This window comes from Paenibacillus sp. FSL H8-0457 (assembly GCF_038051935.1).
GTDB classification, from domain to species: domain Bacteria; phylum Bacillota; class Bacilli; order Paenibacillales; family Paenibacillaceae; genus Paenibacillus_AQ; species Paenibacillus_AQ lautus_A.
Window position 1 is genome coordinate 3665060 of record NZ_CP150293.1, and the last position, 18423, is coordinate 3683482.

Annotated in this window: 11 protein-coding genes; all 11 read right to left on the reverse strand. The window is 52.5% G+C overall.

Annotation, left to right across the window (positions count from 1 at the left end; all coding sequences use genetic code 11):
* Positions 1-143 precede the first annotated feature (143 nt).
* The 11 genes from bglX to MHI43_RS16205 all read right to left on the reverse strand — a co-directional run bounded on the left by bglX (position 144) and on the right by MHI43_RS16205 (position 18408).
* A complete protein-coding gene (bglX, locus tag MHI43_RS16155) occupies positions 144-2345 on the reverse strand; it encodes a beta-glucosidase BglX (protein ID WP_049788707.1) in 2202 nt (733 codons plus the stop codon).
* A gap of 17 nt (positions 2346-2362) precedes the next feature.
* Entirely contained in the window at positions 2363-4777 is a 2415-nt protein-coding gene (locus MHI43_RS16160) for a beta-galactosidase (RefSeq protein ID WP_036660443.1), read from the reverse strand.
* 194 nt (positions 4778-4971) lie between these two features.
* Entirely contained in the window at positions 4972-6249 is a 1278-nt protein-coding gene (locus MHI43_RS16165) for a hypothetical protein (RefSeq protein ID WP_015735400.1), read from the reverse strand.
* Between the two features lie 33 nt (positions 6250-6282).
* Entirely contained in the window at positions 6283-7545 is a 1263-nt protein-coding gene (locus MHI43_RS16170) for a glucoamylase family protein (RefSeq protein WP_036660445.1), read from the reverse strand.
* A 26-nt stretch (positions 7546-7571) separates the two neighbouring features.
* Entirely contained in the window at positions 7572-8510 is a 939-nt protein-coding gene (locus MHI43_RS16175; RefSeq protein ID WP_015735402.1) for a carbohydrate ABC transporter permease, read from the reverse strand.
* 13 nt (positions 8511-8523) lie between these two features.
* Complete coding sequence (locus MHI43_RS16180) at positions 8524-9381, reverse strand: sugar ABC transporter permease (protein WP_036660446.1); 858 nt, start codon at positions 9379-9381, stop codon at positions 8524-8526.
* A complete protein-coding gene (locus tag MHI43_RS16185) occupies positions 9378-11582 on the reverse strand; it encodes a DUF5696 domain-containing protein (protein WP_036660448.1) in 2205 nt (734 codons plus the stop codon). The genes MHI43_RS16180 and MHI43_RS16185 overlap by 4 nt, the downstream gene beginning before the upstream one ends.
* Positions 11575-13605, reverse strand: coding sequence for a YIP1 family protein (locus MHI43_RS16190; protein WP_036660450.1), 2031 nt, complete (start codon positions 13603-13605; stop codon positions 11575-11577). Before MHI43_RS16190 ends, MHI43_RS16185 begins: the two co-directional genes overlap by 8 nt.
* Positions 13606-13616: 11 nt before the next feature.
* Positions 13617-14489 carry a carbohydrate ABC transporter permease gene (locus tag MHI43_RS16195; protein WP_036660452.1) on the reverse strand — a complete coding sequence of 291 codons (873 nt, stop codon included), beginning with the start codon at positions 14487-14489 and terminating at the stop codon, positions 13617-13619.
* A 12-nt stretch (positions 14490-14501) separates the two neighbouring features.
* Entirely contained in the window at positions 14502-15461 is a 960-nt protein-coding gene (locus MHI43_RS16200) for a sugar ABC transporter permease (protein ID WP_015735407.1), read from the reverse strand.
* Positions 15451-18408 carry an extracellular solute-binding protein gene (locus tag MHI43_RS16205; RefSeq protein ID WP_036660453.1) on the reverse strand — a complete coding sequence of 986 codons (2958 nt, stop codon included), beginning with the start codon at positions 18406-18408 and terminating at the stop codon, positions 15451-15453. Before MHI43_RS16205 ends, MHI43_RS16200 begins: the two co-directional genes overlap by 11 nt.
* Positions 18409-18423 lie beyond the last annotated feature (15 nt).

An 18423-nucleotide genomic window follows, 5' to 3' on the forward strand; every position in this document is an offset into this window, starting at 1 on the left:
TTCTTGTCCACGACTCGGGACAAGAACTTGTACCGATAAAAAACAAACATAGCGACTTTCAATCGGAATATGTTCTTGTCCTCCGGCAACAGAGGCTGCCCCATAGCCATGTGGATGACTTATGGAACAGCCCCGGTTTCAGTTTATACGCTATAGGCAAATGTGCCGCACTCGATCAAATCTCTCGCGTTCTTGCCGACGAACACCTTGAAATCGCCCGCTTCTACCTCGTACTGCTTCTTGGCGGTGAAATAAGAGAGCATTTCCGGCTCGATTACAAACTCCACCGTCGCTTTCTCCCCCGGGGCCAGATGGATTTTCTTAAAGCCCTTCAGCTCAAGCAGCGGTCTCGACGTGCTGCCCCATAGATCGCGAACGTACATTTGTACGATTTCTTCGCCGGCGTAGTTCCCGGTATTCTGCACCGTCACCTTCGCCTTCACGCAGCCGCCCGGCGTTAACGTATCGCCGATCAGCGCGGCGTCCGAATATGTATATTCGGTGTAGCTCAATCCGTAACCGAACGGATAGAACGGCGCATTCGGAATGTCGAGATATTTGGAGAGGAAACGGAAGTCGTTATCCTCATGCCCTTTCGGTCTGCCGGTATTCAAGCAGTTGTAGTACACCGGCACTTGCCCGACGGTATACGGAAAGCTCATCGTCAGCTTCGCCGAAGGATTCGCGTCCCCGAACAGCAGGTCAGCGACCGCGTTTCCTCCCTCCGTTCCCGGGAACCACGCTTCCAGAATCGCGGGAACGTGCTCGTGATACCACTTGAGCTCCAGCGGACGTCCATTGAAGAGGACCAGAACGGTAGGCTTGCCGAGCTTCAGCACTTCCTCGACCAGCTTCGACTGAACGCCCGGTAACGTTAAATACGCGCGGCTGCCCGCTTCGCCGCTCATATGATCCTCTTCGCCCATGGCAAGAATGACGACCTCTGACGAGGCGGCCGCTTCCAATGCGGCTTCGAAGGCGGAAACGTCATTCGAGCTGTAGTCGCACCCGGCTGCAGCCGTAACCTTCACAGCATTTCCTAATTTCTTGATAAGACCTTGCTTGACGGTAACCGCCTCGTCCGGTTTACCGAGCCCGCTCCATGGGCCCAAAATCCGGCCGTTGTCGGCGAATGGTCCGATAACGGCCACCGATTTGATGTCCTTCTTCAGCGGAAGAATGTCATCGTTCTTTAACAGTACCATCGATTTCTGGGCAGCCTCTCTCGCCAGCTGACGATATTCAGGCTTCAGGTGCGCCTTTTTTTCGCGTTCAATGTTGAGGTAACGGTACGGATCGTCGAACAGACCGAGCTTGAATTTCAACGTGAGGATGCGTCTGACCGCCTCATCGATCAGCGCAACGTCTACCTCGCCCCTTTCAACCAATTGCTCAAGGTGGCTGATGTATTCCGTCGATATCATCTCGATGTCAAGACCCGCTTCCAGCCCCTGCTTCGCTGCGTCTTCGCCGTGTTTGGAGCTCATATGGAAGATCGTTTCCCAAAGCGAGGTGTAGTCGGAAATGACCACGCCCTCAAAGCCCCACTCCTCTCTGAGCACTTTTCTCAGCAGGAAGGAGTTGGTTGTAGCCGGCACCCCGTCGTAGACGTTAAAGGACGTCATGATCAATTCGGCGCCTGCGTCGATCCCCGCCTTGTAAGCAGGCAAATAGTAATTGCGGAGCGCAGCTTCCGACATATCGACGGTGTTGTAATCCCGTCCGCCCTCCGCCGCGCCGTATGCCGCAAAATGCTTCACGCATGCCGCAACCGTATCGAGCGCCTTCAGATCGTCCCCTTGAAAGCCTCTTACCATCGCTGCGGCCATTAGACCGTTCAAATACGGATCTTCTCCGGGGCTTTCCATTACCCTCCCCCATCTCGGATCGCGAACGAGGTCGGCCATCGGCGCGAAGGTCACGTTAATGCCGGAAGCGGCGCCTTCCGCTGCGGCAACCCTGGAGGTATCTTCCGCAAGCTTCGGCTCCCAGCTGGAAGCAAGGCCGAGCGGTACCGGAAACACCGTGCGGAAGCCGTGAATAATATCGAACATGAAGAGCAACGGGATTTTCAGCCGATTATGTTCAAGGAACACCTTCTGCACTTCGTACGCCGTTTCGGCATCGGTCGCGCTCAAGATCGAGCCCAAATTCGAAATGAGTTCCTTGCTGAGTGTACGCTCGGATACGGGGCCGGTCATCGGCGTCGAGACTTCGATTTTTGAATGGTAGGAACGCAGCACGGTTCCCGGGTCGGTCTGGTACATTTGCCCGATTTTTTCGGCAAGGGTCATCTGGGATAGAAGCTCTTCCACTTTCGTTTGAATCGTTGAATCGGTGTGCATCAAGTTGTAGTTCCCTCCTATGACACGAAATGTAGTGTTAAGCGGTCGTTTACTTTGGCGTGCTGGCGCGACACGATCCATGTTCTGCTGCCTTCCTTACGGACCGTGAAGCTTTCGTTCGGAATCAATTCGCGATCCGTCTCGAGCACGATGATATCTTCAGGCTGGGTCAGCCGGAATTCGAGGCGGTCCTGCACTACTTTGACAATTTCCGCGGTGGAATACACAATCTTCACTTCGCCGAGGGTCACATTGAGCGGCAGCATAACCCCGTCTTTGCTTTGCAGCAGCAGCTTACGTCCGCCGAACAACGGTTGGCCGTTCTCCTGAATGCCGATCTCTTTATCGAAGCCGTCCAAATTCAGCACATGGACGAACCGTTCCCCTTCGTTCGTTGCCGTTGAAGTCATAAAGATGCCGTGGTATTTGCAATCATGCGTCAGCCCCGCTTTCGCGCCGAGAAGCTCCAAGGCTGTCCGGAACAAATCGATATCGCACCGGTACGAATTGCCGAATACAATCGCGCGTCCCGCTCCGACCTTCGCATCGAACGCGGTCACTTCACCGCTGCCGTACACGCGCATGATCGGCGTCTGATCGCCGACATCGAACGTTTGGGCAACGTATGCGCGCATTTCCGGCCGCGGGGCCGCCCACCCTTCAGACACGATCGACAGGTAGAAATGGCCCGAATCACGGAGCAGGCCAAGCGGCTTCACTCCTAACGCTTCCGTCAAAATCGTGCACGGCTTGCCTTCCATATCGAAGCTCGGCAGCTCGCCGTAAACGAGCAGCTTTCCTCCCGCATGCAGGTAGTCGGCCAGCTTCCGCTGGATATGGCCGTGCATATAGCGGGCAGACGGCAGCGCGAGTACCGGGGTGGCCGAAGGATCGAGCGGCTTATTTTGAATATCGGAGGCGCCGAACCGATAGCCGGCGAGCAGCATAGCACGTCCCATGATCTCCCAAGCGCCGTGCGCACGGTTCCCCTCGATATTTTGCAGGATTTCCTTCACGCGCTCACTGCCCGGATAACGGTATTCCGTCATGTAATAATCCGGAATGAACGCAAAGCTGACGTCGTCGCGTTCCTCGTTCATTCGTGCGAGCTTCTCCCCGACAGCCAATATCGTCTTGTTCGTGCGCGCCATTCGCGGGAACGTATAGTTGTACTCACCTTCCGGACTAATCGGAGCGGCAAAGCCGTGACGTTCGCCGGTAAACGCGATCCGGTCGTTCCCGTCGCTAGGCGGCATATCCATCCGATAGTTATAGCCGCCGGTCAGAAGATAAAAATTGAGAAGCCGATTCCCTTGCGCGATGCACATCCGGGCTTTAAAATCGGCGGCCGAAGGGTCGTTGCGTCCTCCGTACGTCTCGCCGAAGTTGCTGTCGCCGCAGTTGAATTCGACGGAGGTGAGCGGCTGGTCCGGCGTATGCACGGCATCCATAAATCCGTTGATGATATAAAGATCCTGGAACGTCACCATGTCCAAGTCCCCGAAATAAATATCGGAGCCCGATAGATATCCCGGCGCCTGCGTATATGATTCATACAGCTGGCTGATGCCGATCGGGAACGTGAACCCGCGGCCCCCGTCCGTCCCGTGAATGTTAACAACGAACGGAACGTCCTTGACGCCGAACTCTTCGGCATAAGAGCGAAGAATAGCAACATAACGGGCCGCTCGGTTCCGCATATAGTAGCCTAAGTCGTGCGTCAGCTCCGGCGCGTACTCTTCCTTCGGAGAACGAATGCCGGTCTTGCGTGCTTGTGGATCATCCAAGGAGAACGGATAACGGGCCGACAGCTGCTCCGCGGAATACCGCTGCTTGAGCCAAGCGGCGAAATCGCTCAGCACGTTGTCCGTAAGGTCCGGACAATTGCTGACCCAAGAGAGCATGCCGATCTCATTGTCCAGTTGCACCGCAATAATATTGCCTCCGTTCGTGTAGAGACGGGGCGCCACGACCGCCATCACCGCCCGATACCAGTTTTTGCTGGCCTCAAGAAATCCGGGCGCGAGGTAGTCGACCGTCTTCGTCGTCGCCGGGTTTCCGTCCCAGCCGACCGGAATGATTTCCGGATACTTGGCATACACCCAGTAAGGCAAACCTTCGTTTTTCATTTCCGCCATAATGAACGGGCCCGGTCTAACGAAAAAGTACAGATCGTTCTCCTTGCACAGATCGATAAAGCGGATGAGGTTCAGCTCCGGGTGCGTATGACCGTCAAAATCGTACTCCCCTTCCGCCGGCTCGTGACAGAGCCACGGTACATAGCTGGCAACAGCATTGCAGCCCGCTTCCTTCAGCTTGTCGATGCGGTCCTGCCAATCCTCCGGCTTAAGCCGGTAATAGTGAATTTCCCCGCACATGATGATTTGCGGCTTGCCGTCGATGAGGATTTGCTTGTTTTTGATTTCAATCATCGTTTCAAACCCTGCCTTTTTCATTCGAATTGGTCTAGCGGATGATAACGGCGAAACGTTTCGACAAACGGTGACAACAATTACTTATAGTGCGTGTTCAAAAAGTCGGATTTTCACGAGGTTCGATGCCGAGTCGCTTCTAGACTCCCTTCGTGGTCAAAAGATGACTTTATGAGCAGCCTCTAATAGATGTGTTATCTCAACCGGTCCGTGAAGAAAGACATCCCCCGTTTAAAGGCCGTCATGCCGTACAGCATGGAGCTCCAGTCGATCACTGTCACTTTCTCGGGGTACCAGCGGTCCCTTCCTTCCAGATGCCACCAGGAGTAACGATGCAATCCGTATTTGTAAGCCGCTCTATATTTCACTTCATCATCCCGATCCCTCGGATTGGAATAGGTGTCGTACGGAATGTGCAGCCGATATAACGCATAGAGGTCGTGGATGCCCGCAGGGTAAACCGGCAGGAAGCCGGCAACAATGTAGGCGGAAGCGACGTTGCCAGGTGAATCCTCGATTTTATCCGCATGATAAGTGTTGTACAGACCGTCATTGGCGCCGGCTCCATACCCCCATACGTAGGAAGGCACATCGGTAAGCTCTTTCCACTTCAGCCGGTCAGCCGTGCATGCATTCTCATAGTACTGAGTGTAGATCTCGCTCTTCGCATAATCCGGAACCAAGAAATAAGGGAACTGGTGCACAAAAGAAGACAAGAACTTCAAATCGCTCGGATCCTTCGTGTTCGTATCGGTAATAACCGGAATGTCCCGGTAATATTTCATAGGGAATTCATTAATCTTGTGTTCCGCAAATGTGCTATCCCACAACTCTTGGATGTCCGGGTCTTCCGGCTGGGCGATTTTCGCCAAGTGGGCAACCAACACATATTCGTTGTAAGCCGGGAGCGGGGCGATTCCTTGGCCGTCCTTCACGATCATGTTGATGATGCCTCTATGCTTATCTGAAATAACAACACGCCAGTCGATTTGCTCTAACAATTCATGAGCCATCTCGTCGATTTCGGGCATTTTATCCTTAAAATGCTTCCCCGCGAACAAGGCTCCCGCTACCAGCAACGATGTATCGATCGTCGAAATTTCGGAGCCCTGATTCGCGCCTGTCTCTATGTCGATGAAGTGCGCGAAGAAGCCCGTCGCGGCGTCTCTAGCCGGCTTGCAGCCTTCCACCTTGCCGAGAACGGCATTAAGCGTAAGCTTGACCTTCTCCGCCGCCTGGTCGTCCCAGCCCTCGTAATCGGCAACAACCAGGCTGATCAAGCCGACCCCGGTTGCAGAGACCGAGCAGCGGGCCTCCGGATTTCTCGCGAAACTGTAATATGCGTCGCCGTAAAGGCCTGTGCGCGGATTGCGGCAAGCATCGATCAACCGGTAGGAGTCCTTATGCTGGCGATCGACAAACGCCTTCACCTTCTCCGAAAGCTGATCATAAACATTGGTCGTTTGTTTCATCGTACTCTCTCTCCATTCGCCGCCTGAAATAGCCTATTTATTTTTGAATTGCAGAGCTTCAAGCCCTTTCTTCACGTAAGGAACCTTCATGAACATGTTCCATACCGTCTCGTCCCGGTAATTGGCGGCCATCAGCAGCGTGATCCCTTTATCGATGCCGATATAATCGGGACCGACCCAGTCGGCATTCAGATTGAACGCATCCTTCAGCCCATATTCGCCGCTTAGATCCGGAACCGTTAGGTAATACTTCAATGCCTCTATGGATTCTTCCGGTGTAAACACAACCGAGCCCAGCGCCCCGGCCGGCGGAACGGTGCCGTCCGCTTGATGGGCCGCATTGTCATAGCCGGAAGGCGGCGAACCGAGCAATCCGTTATAGCCGGCGGGCGAATCGGATGCGGTAAAGCCCCACGACTGCTCGCCCACGCCTTTAAACTTCTCGCTTAGATCGATGGCGAACTGCCGGCTCGCCTGGGAGGCGACGACCGAGTTGTTGAACCAATCAACCCCGTCACGGTCTACCAAGCCGCGAAAGTCGACCCAGGCATGCGAGAACTGATGGGTGAACAGGGAACCGAACCAGGAATGGATGAACGGCTCGGAATTCTTATACGAAGCTTTGTGGCGTGTAAAGCCGTCGTAGACGTCAATCGGATGCGTCGGCGAACCGGCGGCCAGCACGTAAAGGGACAGCTGCTCGGCATAGAAGTCCCAATGGCCTTGAAACCCTTTCTCCGGGAAATATGCCATATAGAACTGATTTTTGCCTTTGTCTACGAACCAGGGCCACTCGACGCGCTCATATAACTGCTCGCTCTTCTTCTGAACATCGCCGCCGAAATATTGCCCCGCCGTCAAGACGCCGTTCATTAGGAGCCCGGTGTCGATGCTCGAAATTTCGCTGTTCCACTCCCGCTTGCCGGTATCGATGTTCACGAAGTGGTAAAAAAATCCGTGCTCATGCTCCATCCGCAGAAGCGTATCGAGCGTGCGGTCCGCTCTGTCATAGCCTTCCTCGCGGCTGATCCAGCCGTTCTCCACGCCGATCGGAATCGCCGTGAGCGCGAATCCGGTGGCTGCCGTGCTGGCGATCTTCGGATTGCCCGGGTATCGGTCCCTCGTCAAGCCGTAGCCTTCGGAGCCTTCCTCGCGGTTCGTCTGCTCCCATAGATAGTCGAACGACGCCTTGGCCTCAAGGTCCAATTCGTCCGGCTGCTTCTGCGAGCATCCTACCGCTGCTGTCAGCAGCATCATCGCACCGGCTAAACATGCGATCCATCTTCTGCGCCGCAAATCCGTGCCTCCCTTCTCAAGCGATCTTATTCGCCTGTGATGCCTGATCGTTCAATGCTCTCTACGAACCAGCGCTGCGTAAAGAAGTAAACGATCAGCAGCGGGATGATATTCAAAAACGTTCCGGCCATATTGATCGCTTCGTTCAAGCTGCGTCCGGTCTGCGCATTCGGATCGGCCGGGAATACCTTCTGGTACGTTACGGCGAAGTTTTGCAGCTCCAGCGGCAGCGTCGTCAGCTTATCGCCCAAGTACAGCGCCGCGAGCAGCGTTTCGTTCCAATACCAAACCATCGAGAACAAGAAGGAAATGATGAAGGCCGGCACGGCCATCGGCACGCAAATAACGGCAAATATTTTGTAAGCGCCGGCTCCGTCGATTTGTGCGGCCTCCTCGAGCGATTTCGGAATCGACCGAAAAAACTGATAGAAAATCAGAATGAACAGACCGCTTTTAATTCCCTGTCCGAACGCCGCCGGAATGATATAAGAAAATATGCTTCCGATTAATCCGAGATCTTTAAACATCAGGAACTGCGGAATCATCGTAATTTGCGGCGGTATGATGAACGTTGCCAGCACGAGCGCAAACAAGACGGATTTCCCCGGAATTCGGAAACGGGCAAAGCCGTATCCGATAACGGCTGCCGAAACGGTCTGGACGATGGCAGGAACGAAGGAAGCAAGAACGTTCTGCCACAAGGTATTAAGAAAGTCCATGACCTCGGCTGCCTTGACGAAATTGTCCATATAAAATCCCGACGGAATATAGGTGATCAACGGATTGATCAGGTCTTCCGTATTCATGAAGCTGTAGGTGATCATATAAAACAACGGGTACAAATAGACGAAGCCGATCAGAGACAGCAAGAAGTATACGGCTATTTTGTAGACAATGCCTTCTCCCGTAAACCCCCACAGGATCCGCTTCGTCTTGTCGATCGTTCTGCGGTCAATCCCTTTCATACCATCCCACCTCCTAACGGTTCGTTTCCCGCTGCCTTGTAACGAGCACCAGCACGCCTAGCAGTACCAGCATGGCAAGGAAATAGATCCACGCCATTGCAGCGGAATATCCCATTCCGTATTTCGCATCATACATCGCGCTCTGGATCTGAGTAATGACCGGATTCAGCGAAAAGACGGACTGCATGATGACGGTATACACCATATTGACGATAATCATCGGGTTCAGCGCCGGCAGCGTCAGCTTCCAGAACGATTCCCACCTGGAGGCGCCGTCGATGCTCGCCGCTTCGTACATCGAGGAATCCAGCTTCTGCAGGCCTGCCAGGAAGATCAGCATCTGCACGCCGGAGAACCAAAGAATCGTAATAAACGACGTCAGTAGAAACACGATCAGATCGGCGAGCAGCTCCGGCATGCTTTCATGAAGCTTGCTCATTTCGATAATCGTCTGAATGCCCGGGAGCGTAGTGGCTCCTTGATCCATCAGCTGCTTGATGACAGGTCCGCTTGTAATAATGACCGGAAGAAAGTAAATCGTCCGGAAGATGCCTTTGCCGCGGATTTTCACGTTCAGCAGAAGGGAGACGATTAACGCGAACACGACGATGATCGGCACGATCACAAGCGTCTCAACAAAATAGGTAGCCAAGGTATCGCCGAACTCGACGTTCAGGAACAGCGCGTTCCGGTAATTTTCCCAGCCGATGAACGTTGTCTTGACTCCGTCTGCAGTAATCTTTACTTGGCTGAAGCTGAACAGCAAGGTGCGGATCAACGGATAGCAGGTGAAGACCAAAAAACCTACGATCCAAATCCAGATAAACGATAGGCCGATAAGCGCCTCTCTGAGCCGGTAACGAATTTTCATGAACGGCCTCCTTCCCGGACCAAGAACCCTTGCGCCGGAATCTTGTTCCCGTCCGCCGTAAATTCATTCATAGTGTAATTGACATAGATGACGGTACCGTTCGAGTAAGTGTTTTTAAATACGCCTTCCCGCACTTTTTCACGTTTGTCAAAGGTCGCATCCGCAACAGGCTTCAGGGCTTCCGCAACCGTCCGATATTCTTGAACGGCCTGATCCTTCCAAACCGAATACTGGGATGTGAAAAGCCACCATGACGCCTCCGTATTGGCCAGCTTGATCGGATCCTCGTCGGTCAGGATGAAGGACGGGTAGCTGCCGTAATCGATCATTTTCAGTTGCTCCTTCTGCGGGTTCGCGTTGAAATTGGAGGCCTGGGCGTAATAATCGACATGTCCTTTCAGCACAAGCTGCAGGAACGGCACCTCTTCGCTCTCCAGCAGGAAGCTTGAAGTGCTCATCGGCAGATCCATGATCCGGTCGGCAAACCTCCACAGGTAATAATTCGGCTTGTAAAATGCGTAGCTGTTGATGGAATCACGTGGCAGCATCGACGTATACGTCTCGATCGACCCGCTGCGCGTAGACGTGGACTTCCCATAAGCGGAAAAAAGATTGCTGCCTATCGAGTCCATCGCGATATGGTCGATGCCGTGCTTCCGGAATGATGAAATTTCATTCCCAAACAGCTTCGCGGACGCTGCCGGCTGCAGGTAGTACGACGTGTCATAGAACGAAAGCAGCTGCTTGGAAACGGACTGGGCGATGTCCCCCTTGCCGTATCCGTCCGCCGTCGCACCGGCCATCACGTAGTCGGTATAAAAGTACACGGGAATGCCTAACGCTTTATACTTTTCCACGAATGCGTTCCAATCGTCCCCGCTGCCTACCTTTTCTTCAAACGGAAAATGAGTAGGAGATGCTCCGGTAGCGCCGCCCTCCGTGTAGCCGCGGACAACAACCATCATGCGGTCCACTTCATTTGCCCGCAGATCGGTCAGTATATCGTCCATTTGGTCCACGGTGGTCATGGGGATTACTTCGCTCCCAATCAATTGCTTTTGGTTGTCCGCGGCGAAAAATTCGATGCGGAGCGGGAGCGGATCCGCGCCGTCCTTCTTGGCGGGCAGCTCCCCCCGCTGCACAAGCTCGCTCTGCACCCGGTTTGCCATTCCGGAATAATCGGCCTGCTTGCCGGAAAGAAGCATGACTTTCATGGAAGCGTCGAATTTGTTCTTCTCTTCCTGGTTTAAGGTGATGCCTTTGCCCTCTTTGTCCAAGGACTGGAAGTAGTTTTCTCTGTATATCCATTTGGCCGTGGTCCAATTGTAAGCCGTGGTCACATTGCCAGGATAAGAGCGAATTTCCGCGTAAGGGGCGCCGCCCGTGATCATGGAAACGAAAGCGTTGCCGCCTTCCTTATGGGCGATGCCGAACACCGGCAGATACACTTGCTCTATGGGAGTTGCCATTCCTTCTGATAGCTGCGTGCTGCCCTTCATCCCGAGATCGTCGCCGAACACTCTCCCGATATAGGGCTGCGTCGCCAGCGTCTGCTCGTTCAAGCTGATGAGCGCTCCCGAGCCGTCAGGAATGAGCATATATCCTTTATCCTGCTGAACTCCCTTGGTTGCCCCAAAGAACGGATACACGTAGAGCGACTGCAGCCGGTTGTCCTTATTCGTCTCCTGAATCGAATTCTCCGGAACCTTGAATTCGATCGCGTCTTCCGTCAACCTAACTTCCAGCTTCAGCGAGATTCCCAGCCTCTCGTAATTCACGTTCGCCGAGAAGCCGTCCTCCATGGGCTCAACCGCAATCTTTGCTTGCTCTCCGGTTACCGGCGCGGTGCTGATTTTGCGTTTGGCATCCATGTATTCCACGCTCAAGCCTGACTCGAAGAGCGATTGCCACGATTTGTTCAGCTTGTCATCCTTCTCATCCAGCGTGCCGTCCCACACATAACCGTTCTGTTTGTCTTGGACTTTGATGCCGAGCGTGTTCTTATTTACATAAAGCGCCAAGCGGGCGTTTTCCGCAGCTTTCTCGTATGATGCGAGTCGATCGCCCGATGCGTCCGCACCGGCGACTGGAGCTTCCGGTTGGTTCACTCCCTGCTGCGCGAGCGCCGCGATCGAGATCAAACCGGCCAACAGCAGGAACGTTAACGATAGAGCAGCTATTCGTTTCACTTTGTTAAGCACGGTTTCTCATCTCCTGAATGATCGTTTGAATGAATTCCACTTCTTGATTAAATAAGAGCACTAACAAGAAAATAACCAGGGCAGCCAATACGATGCCGAACACCGTTAGGAACAAATTCCGCACCGTCTGCCTGAACGTATAGTCATGCAGCTCCTTCACCATGATGCAAACGAGAAGCAGCGACCAGCCTTGGATCAACATCATCGAATAGTCGTAGACGAATTTTTCGTTATACGTCAGCACGTTGCTGATCAATGCGATCGGGAGCGCGAATATCAAATAAGGCGACAGCGCGTAAACCGTGCCGATATAAACCTCCGACAGCTTTCCCTCTCCGTCGCTGATCGTGCTGACCATGTAGTTCATAACGACCCAGAATAATAGCGGAACGGCCGACGTTAGCATGATCGGCAATAAGTCCATTTGGTCGGGATCTCCGCTTGCGAACAAATATCCTTTGGCATAGACCAGAATGACTTGAAGCAGCAGCATCCAGACATACAGAACCGTCGCCGAGCGGACGGTCGCCCTTTTGTGTTCCTTCAGCTCCTGTACCGCATCGATCGGATGCTTGAGGAAGTAGAACATGAACCCGATTTCTTTCACCAGCTTGATGTCCGCCACGCGGTTTCTCAATCGTACGAGCGGCTGCAGCACGCGATACCGCCGATGCAGAATTCGGATGACGTAACCCGCAACGATGATGGCAAATACGGTATATACGACGACATTAATGTTTTGTTGAAGCCAATCATTGCGGATTTTCCAGAATGCGTCGGAATAGCCCTCTTTGTCTTCCGCCATCCGGAAGCTCTCCAGAGCCTTGCCGTTCTGGTTTTGCTTGAAATACGATTCAGCCAACGATTTATATGACAAAATAAAATAGCTGTTCATCTTGAGGATCTCTTTCCAGATGTCCTCGCTCTGCACGTATAACCCTTGCTTGTACTGGTCGACGCCTTCATACACCTTCGTTCCGAACGGGGTGATCGAATAGCGGTTAATGACGTTCCGCTCTTTGTCGGCCACGTACAGCGTACGCCCGGAGTCGGTGACGTCAATGGCCGAGGCGCTTTTAAACAGCCCCTGGCGCTCATACTTGTCGTCCCCTCCGCCAAACATGAACAGCAAATTGCCGAAGCTGTCGTAAACGCAGATGAGCCCATTGACGTCTACCGTATAGATGTTTCCGCCCGCATCCACGTCGATATCGACCATCGAATCGCTGGTCCAAGAGCTCGAGGACAATATGTTATCACCTACAATATTCAGCTTCTTGATGCCGTCACCGCTAATTCCATTGGTTACCGTGTACAGCAGCCCTTGATAATCAAGCACAATGCTGGTCGGGGATGGCGGCGTCGATTTGAACAGCTGCGCCTTCTGTCCTTCGGTAAAAATGAAGCGTTGAATGAGCATTTTCATCGACAGGCTCGTTCGGTTCGCGCCGACGTAACCCAGGAAATGCCCCTCGTTGTTCAACTGAACGACACCGTTGATGGAGCCTTCGCTGATGACGTAGATGTTGCCGCGTTTATCCACCGCAACCTTCTTCGGCGCAAAATCATTCTTTTTGCCGTAAATCGGTTCCTCCGGACGGCCGAACTGTTTCACGAGCTTTCCCTGCTCGTCGAACACGACAATTTGCTTCAACCCGTAATCCGCGACGTAAACGAGTCGATCGGCGGCCACATATACGCCGGAAGGATTCGATAAGACGTCTTCTCCGATCGTTTGCGGTGCGTTGTTCTCTTCATAAACGACAATTCTTGCATTCCCGGGATCCGCGATATACAACTTTCCGGTCGGCTCATCATAGAACAGATCCGCCGGCTGGTTTATGTCGAGCCGAATCATTCCGTCCGGTTCATATGCGGTTTGCGTCCCGACGATCATGCCTCCCGGGCCTTCGGTCCCTGTTTGGTACGGCGCAGCGGCCATAGCCGGAGCCGGGATTTGAACGAGCAGAAAGCATGCAATTACGACGAGCAACACCCATCTGCCTACCGTCTTCTTTTTCATCTGCTTCACACCTATTTCAGACCGGAATGAGCCATCGTATTCATAACCCGGCTTTGCATAAAGATAAAGATCAGCAAATTCGGGATAAACATGATGAGCGCGGCGGCCGCGGATATCCCTTGACCGGCCACTTCATTGTTGGTCGCCGTAAAGGTCGACATATAATAAGCAAAGTTCTTCATTTCCTCGTCATTGACGTACAGCGTCGCCGGCTCTATGCTGTTCCAGCTGAGCTGGAACGCCAGGATCGCAATCGTGGCGATCGCCGGCATCGTCATCGGAATGATGATTTTCCGGAAGATCGTAAAGTCGTTTGCTCCGTCAATCTGGGCAGCCTCTATCAGCTCATTCGGGATTTGGTCAATGAACTGTTTCAATAGAAACAAGCCGACAGGCATCGCCAAGAGCGGAAGAATATTAACCGAGAAGTCGTTTATCAATCCGAGCTTGACGACGAGGAAGTACCTCGGAATGGAGACGGCGACCGGAACAAACATAAGCGCGAGCGTATTGATCGAAAAGAGCGTGTTCTTCAGCTTGAAGTTTTTCTTCGAAAAGGCGTACCCGGCTGCTGCGCTGATATAAATGGTCGCGAACACCGTCACGACCGTAATCACGACGCTGTTGAATATATAGCGGCTGACCGGAATGCCGGAAACCGTAAACGTCGACAATAGGAACCGAAAGTTATCCATCGTCGGATTTTGAACGAAAAACTTTGGGGGAAAAGCAAACAGTTCGTCCATCGGTTTAAGCGAATGAGAAAATATAAAAATGATCGGCATAACCATGAAAACCGAGAGGGGAGCCAGAATCAGGTAGAACTTCAACTGACTGATATGAAATCGGCTCGGATTCATCTTTGTTCCTTGAAAAGAAGCCATACTTGTTCCCTCCTACTCTTTCTCGGCGAACATTTTCCATACGATCTTCGAGCAAAGCCAAATCACCAGGAGAAGAACGGTGGAAATGGCCGAAGCATAACCCATCTCGTAGCGGATAAAGCCATAATCCTCAATGTGATTGACGATCAACTGTCCGGCATACGACGGCGTCGGGTTCGTACCCGACAGCTGAACCCCGATGAGCCCTGCTTGAAATGTGTTAACGACCGCCATGACGGCACCGAACAGCATTTGCGGCTTCATGGACGGAATCGTAATATGAACGATTTCTTGAAAGCGGTTCGATATCCCGTCGATATATCCCGCCTCATACATCTCCGAATTGATGTTCAAGACGCCTGCGAGCATCGCCAAAAACCCGATGCCCATACTGCTCCAAATCGTGACGACCATCATGATCGGCAGTAAATATTCGGGCGATTGAAGCCATTGGATCGGCTGCGTGATAAAGCCGTTGCGGAGCAGCAAGCTGTTAATATAGCCCGTCGGGTCTCCGCTGAATATCGTCTTCCATACGACCGCCATCGCGACGCCCATCGTAAGGGACGGCGAATAGATGAGCAAGGCGAGCACCGTTCTCGGACCGCGCTGAATTTGCGCCAGCATCCAAGCGAGGAGGAACGATAAAATATACGAGATCGGGCCCACGATGAGCGAAAACTTCAATGTGTTCGGCAGTACGTACTGCATAAACACGCTATCTCTCATAAATAGATCGATATAATTTTTGAGACCCATAAATTTCGGCATTTGAATGGCGTTAAAGCTCGTGAAGGAGAGCCCGACCGCAAATATAACGGGAAGCACGATAAAGACAAAGAAAAGCAATAAATAGGGAGCGAGGAAAAGGTAGGCAGAGCCTTCCTTTTCTCTCCATTTCTTAAATTTGCTGCGGGTTTGTGGCATCCCGTCGATTCGGGGCAGCGCTGCTGTATCGGACTTAGTTTCCATCTCTTCCTCTCACCCAACTTTCTACATCCTCGATGGTTGCGATACGGTAAGGAGCGACAACCTTGCCCTGTTTCATATAACCGAACTCTTCCATCTTTCTTGCAGTTTCCTTGTCGATCTCGTTCACTGCGTCTTCCACGGCTGAACGGATATTTTCCCCGTCGAAAACAACCTTGGTCCAAATGTTGCTCAATTCGCGTTCGATTAAATAGGCGCTCGGCGACTTAGGCACTTCCTTGAGCCATTTCCATTGCTCAAGAACGACCTGTTTGTCTTCTTCCGGCCAATACAGTTGTGAGAAGGCTTCATTATTTGCGGTATTCCACAGATACTCTTTGCCGTACAACGTTTGCAGCTGGTTTGCAAAGTGCACCTGCGTCTCCGTTGAAATCCACCATTTTAAAAATTGCCAGGCTTCGTCAGGATACTTGGTGCTCTTGAAGATCATCGACACTTGCGCCGAACCCGGCTCCCATCGTTCCGTCACCCCGTTGCGCTTAATCCCTGGCGCGGGAGCGATTTTCCACGAGCCTTTCAGTTCAGGGGCCGCCACTTGCATTTGAATATACGTAGCGAAATTACTGACGCCCAGAGGCATTTTTCCGGAACGGAAGTGCTCATAAAATACGGGAACCTGCATCTGCAAACCATACAGCTTGAACAAATTCGTCATCAGCTCTATGCCTTTCAGCGACTCCTTGCTGTCGATTCCCGTCTCAAAGGCGTCCTTCCCGAATATATCCCCGCCCGCTTGATAAATGAAAGGCGCGGTAGCCATGAACGGTTTCATTCCCGTCGCGCCGGCGATCGGCGAATAGAAATTCATGCCATACCGCTGCAGCTCCGGCATGATTTCGATGACGTCGTCCCATGTATCCGGCACAGGAATGTTGAGCGAATCCAATATATCCTTCCGATAGAACAGTACGTAAAAATCTTGCGTTTCAGGAACACCGTATAATTCGTCATTGACGATGAGCGGCAGCAGCGCCCCGGGCGAGAACGGCTCGATCACTTGGCCGAAGTCGTCAAATTGCTTTAGATCGAGCGCTGCGCCCCGGAAGCCCAAATCGAATGGAATATTGTTACTGATTCCGAGAGCCAAGTCGGGGGCAATTCCGGATGAGGCGGCAAGCGTAAGCCGCTGCTCGTTAGGCAATGTCGAGAAATTCACCTTGATGCCCGTCTTCGGCGTAAACTGTTCATCCACCATTCGCTGCAGGAGCTCCATATAGTTTCTAGGCCGGTTCATCCAGACGTTCAACGTTACTCCATCGTCGTTGTCCTGCCGTTTCGGCGACCGGAACGTATGGAAGAACTGTTTTGTGCTTTCATATACGGAGCTAGCCCAAGAGGCTTTATGCTCCGGGTAAGAAGCGTCTTTGTTCGAAATGTACAATTGGTCTACCGTTAGGGGCTGCATTTCGAAATCGGTGATCGCATTCGACAAGTTCTGCGTCACGGAACCGGCCCCGCCGTTCAGCTCATTCAGCTTACGCGGAATTTGGTTCGGCTCGGCCGCCAGCTTCTCCAGGCTGCCCACCGCCATCTTCATTGCAGTCAGGCCCTTGGAGCTGTCTACGCCGCCGTTCAGCATGACCACCTTCTCATACTCTTGACTAAGAGCTTTCGCTATATCTAGTATATCTCCCTGAATAGTCGGGAAGTGCTCCGTAATCTCCCACTCCCGATTCTGATCCACGTCGTTGCCCACTAATTTGCGGATATCCAATGTCAGATCATTGGTCTGTTTAATGGAATGCTGCAGCAATTGCATCACATCGAAATAGGGGCTCGCATCCGCCATAATCCCGATTCGATGCTTTCCTTTGTTTAAGTAAAACAGATAAGGGCCTTCAGCTCCTTGCAGCACTTCGGTCTTCCATGAAGTCGAATACTCGAAAGGATACTGCTTCGCTTCCGCGAAGGGAATTTGCCCGTCGATCGTAAAGGTTCGGAACACTCGGGAATTCGGTTTGTCCTCTTGCTTATATTTAACACCGATTTGGTACAGGCCGTCGTGTTCCACATGGATGTCGTAATAAACCGTTTGGCCCGATATATCCCACGTTTTTCCGCCAAGCGTGTTGAGCAGCAGCAGGTTCGTCGCATAAGGGCTTACTCCCAAGTTTCTGCTTGGCAGCGGGTTGATCGTCGTATCGTTTTTGAAATCGGGTTTTTCCGCTTCCTTCACAATCATCGCCGACTTCGCTTCTGTCTTATCGATGTGCTGTGCGGCATATTGCGAATACGACGGCAATGCAGCCGGAACTGCAACGGTAATGCTGCCGTTTAACAATTCTCCGTTCATTAATGTAAATTTAATGATGTTTTTCCCTTTGTTCAGCTTGATCTTGATCGGCTCCGGATTCATCCGGTTCGGATCTGCGAATTCAATCGTCTGCCACTCGTCCGCCCGCACCTGCGTCGGCATCACTTCGTTGCCATAGCGGTCCTTCGGAAACGTGTCCGTGTTGCTTTTCCACAGCGGCGGGAGAACAAATCGATTGGCTTCCAGAGCAGGGGATTTTCCGTTTACTTGAATGCTGTATTCCGTAGATTGCAATCCTTCGGCAAGAATAAAATAATCGAATGACAGGGTATACTCGCCTTCCTTCGGAACTTCAATTTCGGCTGCGAAGGAGTCGCCCTTCTTCAGGTGAATCGCGCCGTCATCGTAACCGTAGGCAGCCTCTCTGGCAAGAATCGGTAAGTTGGAATCGGCTATAAAACGGGATGGGGCGATCCTGAAGGATCCCCCGTCGGCCGGAATCATTCCTTCTTTCTCCCTTTGATCCAGAGAGGCAGAACTGCGGTTATTGACCATATTGGAATTGGAATCGGCATCACCATTCCCTCTGCTAATGAAGCCGCTGATGCCTGAGATCATGATGATTCCAATCAAGATCAAGCTGAAGGTGATCTTGGCTCCTCTACGCCTTAACATGGATTCTACCTCCTC

What these genes read in the sequence shown, in the direction of transcription:
- bglX (WP_049788707.1), bottom strand. Translation starts at nt 2,345, where the DNA reads ATGCACACCGATTCAACGATTCAAACGAAAGTGGAAGAGCTTCTATCC.
- MHI43_RS16160 (WP_036660443.1), bottom strand. Translation starts at nt 4,777, where the DNA reads ATGATTGAAATCAAAAACAAGCAAATCCTCATCGACGGCAAGCCGCAA.
- MHI43_RS16165 (WP_015735400.1), bottom strand. Translation starts at nt 6,249, where the DNA reads ATGAAACAAACGACCAATGTTTATGATCAGCTTTCGGAGAAGGTGAAG.
- MHI43_RS16175 (WP_015735402.1), bottom strand. Translation starts at nt 8,510, where the DNA reads ATGAAAGGGATTGACCGCAGAACGATCGACAAGACGAAGCGGATCCTG.
- MHI43_RS16180 (WP_036660446.1), bottom strand. Translation starts at nt 9,381, where the DNA reads ATGAAAATTCGTTACCGGCTCAGAGAGGCGCTTATCGGCCTATCGTTT.
- MHI43_RS16190 (WP_036660450.1), bottom strand. Translation starts at nt 13,605, where the DNA reads ATGAAAAAGAAGACGGTAGGCAGATGGGTGTTGCTCGTCGTAATTGCA.
- MHI43_RS16195 (WP_036660452.1), bottom strand. Translation starts at nt 14,489, where the DNA reads ATGGCTTCTTTTCAAGGAACAAAGATGAATCCGAGCCGATTTCATATC.
- MHI43_RS16200 (WP_015735407.1), bottom strand. Translation starts at nt 15,461, where the DNA reads ATGGAAACTAAGTCCGATACAGCAGCGCTGCCCCGAATCGACGGGATG.
- MHI43_RS16205 (WP_036660453.1), bottom strand. Translation starts at nt 18,408, where the DNA reads ATGTTAAGGCGTAGAGGAGCCAAGATCACCTTCAGCTTGATCTTGATT.